Source organism: Rarobacter faecitabidus (assembly GCF_006716265.1).
Classification (GTDB): domain Bacteria; phylum Actinomycetota; class Actinomycetes; order Actinomycetales; family Cellulomonadaceae; genus Rarobacter; species Rarobacter faecitabidus.
The window spans coordinates 110,727-124,727 of record NZ_VFOS01000004.1 but is presented as its reverse complement, the minus strand read 5'-3'; the positions used below and the strand labels follow the sequence as shown (position 1 = coordinate 124,727).

The window sequence follows — 14,001 nt, the reverse complement described above, 5'->3', positions numbered from 1 at the left end:
TGAAAACCGCATACCAAGTGCTGCCATTAGAGAATATGAAGTTATAGGCACTGTTGGGTTAGCAATTGAATACTCGACAGATGACACCCTTGCTAATACGCTAGTAGCGGAGAGCTTCATAAATGGAAACGAGGTCGACGCCTTTGATGGGTTATTCGAGATGCTAGAGAATATGTCTCGTAAATCCACTGCCGTGGCAGATGGAGTGGCGACCATTCTTATTCAACCGTCAAGATGCCAGGGAATTCAGGGGGTATCTGTTAGCATTCTAGGGTAATCCGAAGCGAAATCCGCGCGGCAGAAAGGATAGTATTAGTGCGAGTTGAACATGGATTGGCCGAATATGTTCACATTTCCATTCCCAGCAAATGCTCATTAAAAGTGTTGCTAGAGATTGCAGAAAATGAATTTCGTCGGCGTGGGCTTGACCCGAAGCTTTTAATATCCCTTGCGATACAACAATCAGAAGAAGATTCTAATGATGAGCAAAATCTAATCTCGACACTCATTGCGACTTTTAAACAACTCTAAATCGGCTCATCGCATCTGAGGCTGTAGATGGGGTCGGATTCCTCCTGTTTCGAGGAGCGATCTGAATCAGCCCGGGTTTTCTGCCGCTACTTTGTGGGTTCGGGCTCTCGGGAGAGGGCCTCGTAGTGGAGCATCGCGAACTGTACCGGGGTGAGTATCCCGACGGAGCTGTGGACGCGGCGGTTGTTGTACCAGTCGACCCAGCTGGCGGTCGCGAACTCGACGTCCGCGAGGGTACGGAAGGGATCGGCGTGGAAGACGGTCGCGCGCATGCACTCGGTCTTGTACAGGCCGTTGATCGTCTCCATCAGCGCGATATCCAAGGCGTCGCCGACAATCCCGATCGACGGGACGATCCCTTCGAGGGCGATATGCTCGGTCAGCCGAAGCGCGGTATATTGAGATCCAGCGTCGCGGTGATTGATCAAATCCCCAGGCGAGACAGGGTTTCCTTCCCGTTCTCGTTGCCACATCGCGATGCGCAGCGGCGTCATGACCAGGTCGACCTGCTTCGAGGTGGAGGCGTGCCAGCCGACGATTCGCTGGGCGAACACATCCACGACGAACCCGACGTAGGCGAACCCCGCCCAGGTGCGGACGTATGTGAAGTCGTTGAACTCAGACCCGGTTCTTTGCCGCTCCTAAGTGCTATCCAAGTTCTATCTTTTGTTGGCCTTCAATCACGATGTCGCTGACCGTTGCTGGTCCGGTTCTCGGACTCGTCATCGCCTGTTTGAGCGCTAGCCATGCGCGGGCTTGCGTCTTGCTGCGTGCATCAGGAGCCGGTCCCAGCGGTGTTGCTTCGGTCGGGTCGATGCTCCATTGTTCGCGGTAGCAGCGCACGGCTGTGACGAGTTTGGCGTGTGCTTGTCCTTCTCCTGGTATGTCTCGCGCCCAGGGTTCGTGTGCTGGCCGTTGCGCGAGGACGCGTTCACGGTCCATGATCATTGCGCCCACCTGTGTGATGGCTTCATATAGGTGTGGGTCGGCCTTTGCCAGCATGTCGACGTCCGCTGGCGTGCCGCCCATGGGCAGGTCGAGGAGATGCGTGAGTCGCCAGTGAATGAGTGCTGGCATGTCGTCCGCATCTCCGGTGTCACGTAACGCGAGCGCCTGGTTGATAACAGCGTTAACGTCGTGTCCCTGTGCTTGAAGCCATGCGAGGTGGCGTGCAAGGACACGGCGGGACGCGCCGGCATCATCGTGGTCGTTGACTAGGGCCTTGGGTTTGCCGAACCTCGACACGATCCATGTGTGCATGTGGTCGACCGCGAGGGGGTCCACAGGTGGGGCGATGAGCGAGAGCAGGTGGTCTCGTTCTGCGTGCAGTTGTGCGAGGTTGTGCTGGCGGTCGTTTTCATCCAAACGCACCTGCGTTGCTGAGCGTTCTGCCCCTGACGTTGTGATCGCTTTGGCGAGCCGGTCTTGCCAGCGCAGGAGTCCGTCTTCGTCGAAGGTGTGATCATCGGGTACGGTTTCTTCCCCAACCCAGCAGGTGTTGGAATCCCGGCCTCGTGTCATCGCCACGTACAACAATTCCCGTGGCAGGGAAGCCGAGGTGGGGATCGCCACGTGTGCTCGATCGACGGTGGAACCTTGCGCACGGTGCGCGGTCATCGCATATCCCAAGTCCGTGTGCTCGCGCACATGCTGGACGGGCAGCGTGACTTCTGCGTTGTTGTCGTGGCGTCGGGCACGGATCTCACCGGATGCCGCGATATCCAGAACGGTCATGAGTGTTCCGTTGCGCATGAAGTCACCTGCGGTGTCAGTGATGGTTCGGTCGACGTGGCGGGACACGATCACGTCACCCACGCCGGCATCTTGGCGTGAGCGCAGTGCGGCTAATGTCGTGGTGTCTACCAAGCCGGCTGCGCGCCGGTCGAGGGTGAAGCGGGTGTTCATGTCCCGCATCGTCTCGTTGGTGCCTACGACCAGGAGCGTGTCATGGCCTGCGGCCAGATCTGTGAGTGCTTCTTGGTAGCAGCCATCGAGCATGGTTTCATCGACCCCGTGACGGATACGGTCGCGTGCGGCGTAGTCCGCGATCGCGCCGACATCACCGGCACGCAGCTTCAGGCTCGTCTTTGCTTCCCAGTCGTTTCGGAACCGCCATACTGCCGTCAGATGCGAGGTCAGGTTCTCACGGTCAAGCCTGGCCAGGAGTCCTCCTGCCTCGGGTGCGCCGAGCTGGGCAGGGTCACCCACCAGCAGGACCTTCGCGCCGGCCGCGCGGGCCTGGCGGACAATCTCGGCCATTGGGAAGGTGCCGGTCATGGAGGCTTCATCGATGATGACGAGTTGGCCCGGGCGCATCCTGTAGTGCGCCTGATGTGCACGCAACGCCACAAGCTCACGCTCGAAGCGTCCACGTGTCCGCCGAGAGGTCGCGCCCTCGATACGCCGTTCAAGTTCCAGCGCCCGTTTCTCTCGCAACGCAACACCGCCGCCCACGGACTCGAACAACCATTTCGCGACCGTGTCAGTACCGGCACCAATTTCCTCTCCCAACACGGCAGCAGCTTGCGCCGAGGTCGTCAGGCCGATGACCGATCCGGCACCATGACCCACTTCCCACGCCTCACGCAGTATCCGCATCGCAGAGGTCTTACCCGTGCCCGCCGGTCCAACGATCGCACTGAGAGCTCGTCCATCACTGAGCGCACCCACGACCGCGTCGACCTGGTCCTGCCCGAGCGAGAAGCCAGTTTCCTGCTGCATCGCGGCACTGTATTCCGCAATCATCTGACTGGCCTCTTCGGGGGTCAGCGACTCGAAGGGCTGGTGGGCGGCGGACAGCACCAGGTCCTCTGCAGCCAAGGTCCGGCCGTGAGTGAACAACTCAAGCCCAGGGTCATCGAACACTGACCGGCCGCGATGAACCAACCGGTGATCGTCCATCACGGCATATCGCCGGGCGGTTAACGGCACACTCATCTCGATGGCCCGGTCAGTGATCGCCTCGACCATCACGCTTCGGGACTCGTGACTGTCACACCTGACATGGCGGGTCAGGCGTTCGACTTCAGCGCGAAGATTCAATCTCGACCACGTCGACCTGGCCCCCATCGTCGCCTCGACCGCTGCCGCAGCAACATCGTCCACGTCCCCACTGACGCCCTTGTCCGCAGCGGAGTCAGTGATGGTACTGCTCGCACCGTCCTGGAAGGCGGTCGCAGCCGCGGCGTCCACGAATGTGGGGTCAAGGCCCGCCCGTAGTCCTGTCACTGGAGCATCTGAACGGCTAATCGAATCAATCAACGCACCTGGTTTGATCCCTAACGAGCGCAGCTCGGTCCGCCACCGACTCATGGAATCCGTAAGAGGTTCGGGCCGTTCATCTTTCGGCCGGCGTGTGTCACGCCACGCATCACGGTGAATCACCGCCCGCTCCCGCTTCCCCGGCTCGCGACCGTTCGACGCGACGAACAGTGCCGTCAATTCCGCTTCGCGTTCCCTGATCTGACGGTCACGCGAGGAGAACCGGTCAAGGAGCCGGCTATCGACACCGTCCAGGTCCATGATCACGGCCCGAGAGGTCTGGCCCGGATCCTCACGTTCAACGAACCCCCACCCGAGGGTCCGGGAGATCTCGTCTAGGAACAAGTTCTGGTGAAGCTCGCTGGCCGCGACCGCAGCCTTATGGAGGCTGCGCGAGTCGATCGTCAACCACTTGCCATCACGCGACCGCCGCACACGGTTGGCGATCACCGCGTGCACATGCGGGTGTGGGTCGCCATCACGAGAGGTGTAGTGGTCGAACCGGGCGGCGATAATCCCGTCAACCGGTTCACTAGCCACACCACCACGGCCCGATCTGGTTTGGATCACCTCGGACTCCAGCCAGCTAAGCGCCTGGTCAATCGCTCGCTCATGAGCAGCCATCACCAACTCCTGGCTGCGGCGGTCAGCCACCGCCCATACGACAGCCACCGACTTCGGGATCGTGAACGTGCAGTCAAACCCCGCCACCGGTGACCGCCCCGTACCAAGCTTTGGCTGCACACCCAACGGTTCACCCGTCAGCGGATGCTCACAATGGCGGAACAACCGGTCGGCGCCTTCATGGCTGACCACACTTCCGTCAGCCAGACCAGCCACCGCCGCGCCGCCGCCCCACCACCGGCCAGGTGGATTCCCGCTCGCAGCGTAGTAGTCAGTCAGCCCGCCACCAGCCACCGTGGCGTCACCAGCCGCCACCGTCTTCAGCAGATAGTCCACGCCACCAGCAGCAGTCAGCCGCGTCAAACTCATCGCCACAACCAGCCACCACCCGTCCCGCCAGCAGTCAAACCGCCCTCAGTCACCCACACCACCAGCCAGCCGCTAGCCATCCACGCCGCCAGCCACCACAATCCGCCACCAGCCGCCAGTCGCATCTCCAACCGCCGCAGCCACCACCGCCCGCCAGCCGCCATTCCCGCCGCATGTGATGAGCGGTCAATGACCGGTAGGCACATAGCGTTCCACCACCTCACGCAATTGCCCGGAATACCCACGCCAGCCAGTACGGTCCATGACCGCCACCACCCACCCCGCCAGCCACTGAACATCAGCCACCGCCTGAGCCGCTACTGCCCGAGCCTCAGCCACCTCGTCGCGTGACTGCGCCACCTGGCTGGCCAAAGCAGCCAACCGCCCACGAGCCTGAGCAAGCTCCACACCAAGCGCCCCACGGCGCACCGCAGCAGACCTCGTCACCGCTGCCGCCACCACATCACTGCGCGAAACCCGACCCGCCCGGCCACCACGCCGCAACTGCGCAGCCGCCCAACGACACCGATCAGAACACCACATCCGCTGCCGCCCCGACAGCCTCCCACCGCAACGCCAGCACGTCCCAACCTCTGATTCGCTCATGCACACCACACGTCCCGCCCCGCCGCGAGCGGGCCGAACTGATGATGTGATGACCACGGTGCCAGAAGTCCATAGCCTTTAGAAGTAATGACTGATAAGTCATCTCGATGAGGACTCTCATCACTGATCGAGCCTGCTAACTCTCCTCAGTGGGGTTCGATCGGGGGAGTCGGCTCATCGATGAAGTCTCGAGCTCTCGATAGGTCGACTCGAGGACGTGATTGTCACCCGTGCAGTCGACTTCTCCCCGCGAGCTGCCACCACAGGCCGCCAGTCGTGACCTCATCTCGCCCGAGACGGGGATGTTCTCGTGGTCCATCACCCACAGCTCATCGTGGGAATCAGCACGCGAGTGAGCGCCGTGAATGTCGTAGGTTGTGACCTCGTCAGCACTGATGGCGTCGAACCAGTCGCCGACGAGGCGGCCCGCGTTGTAGCAGGCGAGGCAGCCGATCCAGGCGCTCGGGGTCGTCTCGGTAGCGGGTGTTGTGGTGGTCACGGCAGCTCCTCCTTGTGGTGGAGGGCCGTGCGCACGGCAGGCTGTCCTGCTCGTGTGAATGGACGCGGTTACGCCGCGCGGCACGACTCTCAGGAAGAGTCCCGAGGCCCGCTACTGCGGGGCTGGCAAACGACACGCTCTAAAGATCTAATATGGAGAAGTAGATCTTATCCTGTTAGGATGGGCGCATGACGGCGACCATCGATACCTTGCCACAGACCCCGGACATTGCACCTCTGCCGACCGTGGAGGGCGGGTTCCAGACGGTGCTCGCTGACCCTCCGTGGCGGTTTGCCAACCGCACGGGGAAGGTCGCGCCCGAGCACCGTAGGCTCGACCGCTACGGGACGATGGATCTGGAGTCGATCAAGTCACTCCCGGTGGCCGACGTGACCGCCAAGAACGCACACCTGTACCTCTGGGTTCCGAACGCACTGCTGCCGGAGGGGTTGGAAGTGCTTCAGGCGTGGGGCTTCCGCTACGTAAGCAACGTCGTGTGGGCCAAGCGCCGCAAGGACGGCGGCCCGGACGGGCGAGGAGTGGGTTTCTACTTCCGCAACGTCACAGAGCCGATCCTGTTCGGCGTGAAGGGCTCCATGCGCACGCTGGCCCCAGCCCGGTCCACCGTGAACATGATCGAGACGCGCAAGCGGGAGCACAGCCGCAAGCCTGACGAGCAATACGACCTCATCGAGTCGTGCTCCCCTGGCCCCTACCTGGAGATGTTCGCGCGCTACGCCCGACCGGGATGGACCGCCTGGGGCAATGAGTCGGACGCGACGATTGAGCCCAAGGGCCAGACGCACAAGGGCTACAGCGGCGGCGAGATCACCTACCTGCCGACCCTGGAGCCCAACGAGCGGATGAGCGACTGGCTGTCTGATCGCGTTGCCCGTGCTCTTGTGGAGGAGTACGAATCCGGCTCGTCCGTCCAGCAGCTCGCGGACAGGTCGGGCTACTCAATCGCGCGGGTTCGCACGCTGCTAGCGAAGGGTGGGGTCACACTGCGTGGCCGGGGTCGACCGAAGCGGCAGGAGGGTTCTGGGGCCGCGGTGTAGGCGCGTTCTCGTAAGCGCTGCTGGAGATCGCGATGGCAAGAATGGGGCATCCGCCCGCATCACCTCGCGTGAGCCGTGGGATGAGCTTCTCCAGGTTGGTCGTGGTCGTCGTGGCGAGCATCTTCTTGGCTTCGACCTCGGGCATGCCCGCGTCGAGGCGTAGCTGCGTCGCGAAGGCTCGCAGCTCGTCCTGGGTACGCGTGACGATGACTCCGACATCGATGAATCCAGCCTCGTAGAGCGCCCGGTACGCGCCGATGTCGCGGTCTAGATTGCCATCCTTCGCATTCCACTCCAGGTCGAGCGCCACCCTGCCCTTGAAGTTGTCGACCTTGTATCCCTTGTTGCTCACCGGCGTAGTGATGACCTCGGCCTTGGTCTCCCCGGCGGGCTTGTAAGGCATGATGCGCAGTCGCAGTTCAATCTCCGTGTCGACGCGGGCTTCGCGCCATCCCCTGCTGCGGAAGGCGTCGTTGAACCGACGGGCGAGCTGAGTCTCCTGTCCGCCCGCCGTGAGTAGGTCGTTCCCCACGATCTCGAACTCGTTCAGCGCGGAAACCATCTCGTCGAACAGCTCGGGGTTGGTCGCCTGGAGGATCGCCGCAGCCTGTCGTGTCTCACGGACGACGTAGCGTGAGCGCACAGCTTCGGGCACCACGCGGTCGTATGAGTGTGTCAGGTCCATGCTCCGACCCTAGCCGACGATGCCCCATGGGTTGGCTAGGCCCCCGGAGGGGATCCCGTGTACGGCCAGCCTCGCACAAGCTGTCGTAGGTGTGGTCCATAATCGGAGAGAGGGTTCGGACACGAGGAGGTGGGCGGTGCTCCCTGGGCTCGACACGCGAACCGGAGCACTCCCGTTGGGGAGATTCGGCGCCACGCTTGATCAGATCAAGCGTGATTTTGTCGACGCCGATTACTTCTCGGCATCGAGCACGCGAAAGCAGATCTGGCAGGACTTCTGGTCGGCCACAGCGGGGCTACGCTCGGTCGTCCCTGTTATCAGTGTCTGGGTGGGCGGTAGCTTCCTCACCGACAAGTTGGACCCTGACGACATCGACCTCGTCTACTGGTGTCAGGACAACCTCGTCAACCAAGTTGCCGACCCTCGCGACAGGGAGCTTCTGCAACTGTTTGCGGACAACCTGGTTCGACGAGCGACCGGCCTGCGTGTGGACACGCGATACTGCCAATGGCATTTGTACCCCGAGGCGGATCGCTCCTCCTGCCTAGAGCATCAGGCTTACGTCACTGCCCGAGGCTACTGGGACGACTTCTGGATGCGGCGCCGCGCCGGCACGAAGGATGCACCTCCGCAGCTTGCTGACGCGCTGCCGAAACGTGGTTACTTCGAGGTAGAGCTGGACGGCTTCCATGGTATTTGATTGGGAGGCATTCAAGAGAGGGCTGACGGGTTCGTCTGACTGGGCGGACTCGGATGACCTCGCGCGCATGAGCATCGACACCTTCCGGACCGAGGGCGGCGGCCTGCGCCGGGACTCATCCTCTGGTTCGCTCCGGCTTACAGGCAGCGGCATCGAGGGACACTCCGGGTCGATCGACGGTATCGCAGAGACGCTACGGAACCTCCAGCGGCTCGTGCTGGCCACTGGCCTGGCATCGACCGGGCACACGTCACTGAGGGGGCAGCCCCCCGCCGACGTCGTGGCGAAGACACGGCTGAGCCTCTCTGGATCACCACTGCCCGGGAGTCTTGTGCTCCAAATGGTCCCGGCGATGCCGCCAGCAGAGGAGATCGTCCCGGACGGTCAGACTGGACTCTTCGGAGACACCGAGGACCAACTCGTTGACCTTGCGGTCAAGGACGCGCTTGGGCTACTCGACGGGGGCCGACAACTCGGCCCCGACGTCGACGGGAGCGCGTTCCTGAGCGATCTCACGCAGCGCGGTCCGAGAGTCGCCTCGACGTTGCGCGACTTCACCATGACGCTCGTCAAGTTCGGGTTCGAGCCCGACATCGCATGGGCACAACCTCGACGACCACGGCTCCGGACCCGTCTGAACGCCGCCGAGCTGATGTACATTGCCCAGGTCATCTCCTCGCGGGAGCTGGAGCTGGAGCCGACCACCATCCGAGGCGTGCTGCGCACCGTGAGTGACATCGCCGCATGGCAGCTTGAGATGGACGGGGGCGAGATCGTCAAGATCGACGCCAGGGCCATCCCCAAGGCCCAGACCGCGACCTTGGGAACAGGGGCGATCATATCGATCAGCGTGAACGTCACCGAGGATTCCGGGCCGGCGGACGAGGCGAAGCAGAAGTACGCCGCGACTGCGTTCGAGGTTCTCGGCCGTGAAGAAAGCGATCGGTAGACCGCCCACTCCCCACTTGTCGGAGAGAGTCGTCCAACAGGGCCTACTCGATGGACGGTGGAGCTGGCGCACTTTTCTGTGGTTGTTGTCGCTTTGTGGCGGCGTTCTGTGATCGCTATTTGGCGCTATCAAGGATTTCCGAACACTTCTCGACCCTCAGGCGGCCATGGCTAATCGCCCGCATGCAGAAGTAGCACTCCGAACTTCCGTAGTTGAGTCGGGTTCGAGGTCGCCGCGACGTTGTGCATATCCGCTGCGGCGGCCTCACCCAAACGATTGCCCTGCCTACGCATTCGAGACCGGTAAGTGCAATAATCTGCGTATGCATGCAGATAGTGTGATTTGTGGCCGCGACCCTGGCAGCCAGTTCGTCGAACTTGCGGTGGAAGTCTTTTCGATGCTCGCTGATGCGACCCGGGTGCGTCTGATTCTCGCTCTTCGAGAGGGGGAGCGCTCCGTGAATGACCTTGCTGTCTTTGTCGACAAGTCGCCTGCCGCGGTCTCGCAGCACCTCGCCAAGTTGCGGCTGGGACGATTCGTAGCGACCCGGCAAGAAGGGACGCGTGTGTTCTACCGGTTGGAGAACGAACACGCGAGTCAGCTCGTCTCGGACGCGATATTCCAGGCCGAGCACTCCCTCGGTGGAACACCGCGGCACCACCACACGCGAACCGAGCCCGTGAGGTGAGCACGCCCCACACTCACCACGGACACGACGAGCCGACCCAGCACGAACACCACGAGTCTCCCGGCCACGCGCACACCCACGATCACGACCACGGGCATTCACATCCGACCGGCATCAAGGGTTTTCTCTACGGCCTGTTCGTGCCCCATAGCCACGATGCCGCCGACTCCATCGACGATGCCCTCGAGGCCAGCACTCAGGGCGTGCGGGCGCTCAAGATAAGTCTGTTCGTTCTGCTTGGAACGACGATGCTGCAGTTCGTCGTCGTCATCATCAGTGGGTCGGTCGCCTTGCTCGCAGATACCATCCATAACTTCTCTGACGCACTGACCGCGGTCCCGTTGTGGGTCGCGTTCGTGCTTGGCCGACGCGCCGCGACCAAGCACTACACCTACGGGTTTGGAAGGGCGGAGGACCTTTCAGGCCTGTTCATCATCGCCGTGGTCGCGTTGTCAGCGGTCGTCGCCGCCTATCAATCGATCGAACGCTTTTTCAACCCGCAACCTCTCCACAACCTAGGGTGGGTTATCGCCGCGGGCTTCATCGGCTTCATCGGCAACGAAATCGTCGCCATCTATCGAATCCGGGTCGGCCAGAGGATCGGTTCCGCCGCACTCGTCGCAGACGGCGTGCACGCGCGCATCGACGGCTTCACCTCGCTCGCCGTCGTCCTCGGCGGATTCGGCGTGATGCTCGGATTCCCGCTCGCCGACCCCATCGTCGGACTGCTCATCTCAGCCGCCATCATCGTGCTCCTCTGGGGAACCGTTCGCAGCATCGGGCGCCGCCTCATGGATGGCATCGAACCCGAGCTCGTCGAGCGAGCGCGGCACGCGATCGAACACACCCCGGGGGTTCTCGCCGTGCCTTCACTGCAGCTGCGATAGGTCGGCCACCGACTCCAGGGCGCCGCAACGGTAGCTGTCGCTGATATGCCGATCTCAGCCGCCGAAACGATCGTGCATGACATCAGGCACGGGATCTCGCATACACTCCCGAACCTGGATGACATGACCATATCGACAACAACAGAGGTCACGAGGTAAGCCTTGTGGATCCGTTTTGGTCGAGAGCCCTCACTGCAGCCGACGGCATCCCGCTGCTGTGGCTTGAATTGATTGGCATTGTTGCATGGCTCACTCGTCGGCAGGGCGAGTCGATCACGCTCGTTGAAGCGCTTCGCCTGGCCTCAGACAGACTGCGGCTGGTTCGTCGGCTGGCGGTCGCCCCCGGTGGTTTTGCGCTTTAGCCGCGCGAAATATGGTCGGCCGTCATGCCGGCCGTATGCGTTCTCGGGTCCGATTTCGGTCCTGGAGGTCTGAACAGATTTACTCTCCTTGCCGGATAGCGGAGTGCAGCTTTGCCGGTGCGAGCGGGAATATGCACGTTACGGATGCGCCGGTGGTCGGTTGTTCGATAGTGACGGTACCGCGGTGGCGCTGGACGATTTCCGCGACTATTGCCAATCCGAGTCCGTAGTGGCGTGTGGTGCTGTCGACGTTCCGGCTGCTGACGAAGCGGTCGAAGGCTGTGGACGCGACCTCGGGTGAGAATCCCGGACCGTCGTCCGTCACGCGTACGATTGCGTTCCCGTTCGACGCCGAGACGGTGACCGTCACCGCGGTGCGGGCGTGGTCGAGCGCGTTGGTCGACAGGGCGATCACCAGGCGCAGCAGAGCGGCACGCGACCCGGGGATGATGATCGGTTCCGGGTCGCCCGCGCGGGCGAGGGAGATGCCGCGCCGACCTGCGTCGTCACGGAGAAGCCCGACCGCATTGTCCGCGACAGCCCTGAGGTCAACCGGGGTCGGCTCGACCACGGTTCGCGGGTCGGCGGCGATCAGGAGGTCTTCGAGGATCTCGGTGAGCGTCCGGGTATCGGTGACGATTTCATCGACGGAGGTGGTGACGTCTGCGGGGAGGTCATTGCCGCCTCGGCGTTTCAGAATTTGCGCCCGGGTGGTCAGCAGGGTCAGTGGTGTGCGGAGTTCGTGGCTGGCGTCGGCGACGAAGCGGCGCTGTAGGGCGAGCGCCTCGGCCAGGGGGCGGATGGCGCGGCGGGCCATCAGGTAGGCGGTGGCGAAGGCGAGCACGGCCGCGACGAGTCCGCCGGCGATCAGCGCGGTCGCGAGCCTGCCCAGTTCTTCGGAGCTCTCGTGCAGGTCGAGCGCGACCTGCACGAATCGGTCGTGGCTGCGGTCCCCGGTGGCGGAGGTGGTGAGGAGGAGGTAGTCGCGCCCGTCCACGGTGCGCTGCTCCTGCACGTCCGCGCCGCCGGCCGCTACCGACTGGAGGGCCGTGGTGTCGAGCAATCCCTCGGGTAGGTCGTCGGAGGAGATGAGTTGGTCGCCGGTGCGCCCGTCGACCAGGGAGAGGTAGGTGCCGCTCGGCGCATCCTGGGGCGAGTCGAGCCGGGTGGCCGCGACAAGTGCCCGCTGGTTCGATTCGGTCACGCTCGTGCTGACGATCAGATAGACGAGCGTGCCGACGATCGCCAGGATGAATAACAGGAGGGCGGTGAATTGTGCGGTGAGCCGCAGCGACGCGCCTCTCAGGTCGTCGCCCGTGCGCAGCGCTCTCACGGCAGCGGTCCGAGCCGGTACCCGATACCGCGAACCGTCTTGACGCTGTCGCGGCCGAGCTTCTTTCGCAGGTAGTGCACGTAGGTGTCGACCACGCCGGGGTCGTCGGCATCGGGGAAAACGCTGGCGAGCAGGCCGTTCCGTTCGAACACCTGATTCGGCCGGCGGGCGAGCCGTTCGAGCAGCTGCGACTCGCGCTCGGAGAGGGTCACGTTCTCGCCCTCTCCCGTCGTCACGGTACGACTCGCCGTATCGAGCGACCCGCTCACTAGTGCCAGCACCGGCACTGTGCTGCTGTGTCGGCGGAGTAGGGCGCGGATGCGGGCGAGCAGCTCGTCGATGTCGAAGGGTTTGGCGAGGTAGTCCTCCGCGCCCCGATCGAGGCCCTCTACGCGGTCGGCCGGGTTGCCGAGCGCCGAGAGCACGAGGGCTGGGGTCAGGATGCCGCGGCCCCGGAGACGGGACAGCACGTCCAGCCCCTCCAACACCGGCAGCCCCCGGTCGAGCACGAGGGCGTCGAACTCGTGCGTCAGGCCTTCGTGCAGGGCACGTTGGCCGTCTCGGGCGAGCACGGTGTCGTAGCCCTCGGCTGCGAGCAGCTGCTCGAGCATCTGTGCCAGGCGCGCGTCGTCTTCGACGAGCAGAATGCGTGCGCGCTGCGACATACTCGAAGTATAGGGGAAACAGGGGGCGGCGAGGCTCATATCGGCGTGAGCCCCCGGGCGCTCTGCAGCCCTGGTGTCGCGGTGAGGTGCCCCGCGTAGTCGACGGTGATCGCCTCGATGTCGAAGCGGTCGATCAACTCCGGGCAGCGGTCGGGCCCGCCCGCGACGAGGGCGGTGGCGAGTACATCCGCGGTGACGATGTCGTCGGCCAGCACGGTCACCTGGCGGTAGCGTTGCGGCGAACGGGGGTCACCGGTGCGCCAGATGTGCTCGCCCCGCTCGGCGGTGCCCGAGGTGGCCAGGGCAGTGTGTCGGCCGACGAGCTCGACAGCGCAGAGCAGCGCGCCCCGGTCGTCCGGGTCGACGATGCCGGCGCGCCACGGCGGGCCGCCGAGATCGCCCCGGGTGAGGATGTCCCCGCCGGCCACGAGCATCCAGTCGGTTTCGCCGGACGACTCGAGCACCCGCGCCGCCGCCTCCATCGCCTTGGCCTTGACGGTGCCCGAGAGGTCGATCACGCCGTCGGGGCGGTGGGGTGTGAAGGTGCCGCCGGTGCTCCGTGACCAGTCGAAGGCGTCGGCATAGGCCTCGCGAAGCTCCGCACTAGCCCGGGTCAGCGGCAGCTCCCCGCGAGCCATCCTGCTGATCTCGGAGTCGGGCCGATACAAACTGAACCGCTCGTCGAAGACTCGGAACGCCTCTTCGACCTCGTCGAGAACGGATGCGGGGGCGGTGGAGCCGGCGAAGCGCAGACTCACCATGGTGCCCATGGTGTCGAACACGT

The 14,001-nt window shown here is 63.6% G+C and carries 11 protein-coding genes and 2 pseudogenes; 6 read left to right on the top strand and 7 right to left on the bottom strand.

The genetic code is table 11. From position 1 onward, the window contains the following. Window positions 1-315 precede the first annotated feature (315 nt). On the top strand, window positions 316-531 hold the full coding sequence (locus FB461_RS12185) for a hypothetical protein (protein ID WP_211349908.1): 216 nt from the start codon (window positions 316-318) through the stop codon (window positions 529-531). A gap of 86 nt (window positions 532-617) precedes the next feature. Here FB461_RS12185 and FB461_RS10760 read toward each other — a convergent pair. From FB461_RS10760 to FB461_RS10750, 3 genes and pseudogenes are all read right to left on the bottom strand, one after another. Further along, window positions 618-1,142: pseudogene (locus tag FB461_RS10760) on the bottom strand (integrase core domain-containing protein); the annotation flags it as partial. 37 nt (window positions 1,143-1,179) lie between these two features. Next, window positions 1,180-4,785 (bottom strand): MobF family relaxase, encoded by a 3,606-nt coding sequence (gene mobF / locus FB461_RS10755; RefSeq protein WP_281282083.1) that lies wholly within the window; start codon window positions 4,783-4,785, stop codon window positions 1,180-1,182. Window positions 4,786-5,527: 742 nt separating this feature from the next. Then, window positions 5,528-5,890: an antirestriction protein ArdA gene (locus FB461_RS10750; RefSeq protein WP_142121950.1), complete on the bottom strand. Its 363-nt coding sequence runs from the start codon at window positions 5,888-5,890 to the stop codon at window positions 5,528-5,530. A gap of 188 nt (window positions 5,891-6,078) precedes the next feature. Between FB461_RS10750 and FB461_RS10745 the strand changes: the two genes are divergently transcribed. After that, on the top strand, window positions 6,079-6,948 hold the full coding sequence (locus FB461_RS10745; protein WP_142121948.1) for an MT-A70 family methyltransferase: 870 nt from the start codon (window positions 6,079-6,081) through the stop codon (window positions 6,946-6,948). Here FB461_RS10745 and FB461_RS10740 read toward each other — a convergent pair. Then, a complete protein-coding gene (locus tag FB461_RS10740; protein WP_142121946.1) occupies window positions 6,890-7,633 on the bottom strand; it encodes a BglII/BstYI family type II restriction endonuclease in 744 nt (247 codons plus the stop codon). The genes FB461_RS10745 and FB461_RS10740 overlap by 59 nt on opposite strands. 136 nt (window positions 7,634-7,769) lie before the next feature. Between FB461_RS10740 and FB461_RS10735 the strand changes: the two genes are divergently transcribed. The 4 genes and pseudogenes from FB461_RS10735 to FB461_RS10720 all read left to right on the top strand — a co-directional run. Beyond that, window positions 7,770-8,333: a DUF6932 family protein gene (locus FB461_RS10735; RefSeq protein ID WP_142121944.1), complete on the top strand. Its 564-nt coding sequence runs from the start codon at window positions 7,770-7,772 to the stop codon at window positions 8,331-8,333. After that, window positions 8,323-9,282: a hypothetical protein gene (locus FB461_RS10730; protein ID WP_142121942.1), complete on the top strand. Its 960-nt coding sequence runs from the start codon at window positions 8,323-8,325 to the stop codon at window positions 9,280-9,282. The genes FB461_RS10735 and FB461_RS10730 overlap by 11 nt, the downstream gene beginning before the upstream one ends. A gap of 322 nt (window positions 9,283-9,604) precedes the next feature. Then, complete coding sequence (locus tag FB461_RS10725) at window positions 9,605-9,970, top strand: ArsR/SmtB family transcription factor (RefSeq protein WP_055345763.1); 366 nt, start codon at window positions 9,605-9,607, stop codon at window positions 9,968-9,970. A 113-nt stretch (window positions 9,971-10,083) separates the two neighbouring features. Beyond that, a pseudogene (locus FB461_RS10720) lies at window positions 10,084-10,854 on the top strand (cation diffusion facilitator family transporter); the annotation flags it as partial. Window positions 10,855-11,298: 444 nt separating this feature from the next. Here the strand turns inward: FB461_RS10720 and FB461_RS10715 are convergent. From FB461_RS10715 to FB461_RS10705, 3 genes are read right to left on the bottom strand one after another with little or no spacing between them, the layout of a single operon-like run. Continuing rightward, window positions 11,299-12,552, bottom strand: coding sequence for a sensor histidine kinase (locus FB461_RS10715; RefSeq protein WP_142121937.1), 1,254 nt, complete (start codon window positions 12,550-12,552; stop codon window positions 11,299-11,301). After that, on the bottom strand, window positions 12,549-13,217 hold the full coding sequence (locus FB461_RS10710; RefSeq protein WP_019289542.1) for a response regulator transcription factor: 669 nt from the start codon (window positions 13,215-13,217) through the stop codon (window positions 12,549-12,551). Before FB461_RS10710 ends, FB461_RS10715 begins: the two co-directional genes overlap by 4 nt. A 35-nt stretch (window positions 13,218-13,252) precedes the next feature. Then, entirely contained in the window at window positions 13,253-13,978 is a 726-nt protein-coding gene (locus FB461_RS10705) for an FAD:protein FMN transferase (protein ID WP_246046217.1), read from the bottom strand. Window positions 13,979-14,001 lie beyond the last annotated feature (23 nt).

What these genes read in the sequence shown, in the direction of transcription:
- mobF (WP_281282083.1), bottom strand. Translation starts at nt 4,785, where the DNA reads ATGAGTTTGACGCGGCTGACTGCTGCTGGTGGCGTGGACTATCTGCTG.
- FB461_RS10745 (WP_142121948.1), top strand. Translation starts at nt 6,079, where the DNA reads ATGACGGCGACCATCGATACCTTGCCACAGACCCCGGACATTGCACCT.
- FB461_RS10740 (WP_142121946.1), bottom strand. Translation starts at nt 7,633, where the DNA reads ATGGACCTGACACACTCATACGACCGCGTGGTGCCCGAAGCTGTGCGC.
- FB461_RS10730 (WP_142121942.1), top strand. Translation starts at nt 8,323, where the DNA reads ATGGTATTTGATTGGGAGGCATTCAAGAGAGGGCTGACGGGTTCGTCT.
- FB461_RS10725 (WP_055345763.1), top strand. Translation starts at nt 9,605, where the DNA reads ATGCATGCAGATAGTGTGATTTGTGGCCGCGACCCTGGCAGCCAGTTC.
- FB461_RS10710 (WP_019289542.1), bottom strand. Translation starts at nt 13,217, where the DNA reads ATGTCGCAGCGCGCACGCATTCTGCTCGTCGAAGACGACGCGCGCCTG.
- FB461_RS10705 (WP_246046217.1), bottom strand. Translation starts at nt 13,978, where the DNA reads ATGGTGAGTCTGCGCTTCGCCGGCTCCACCGCCCCCGCATCCGTTCTC.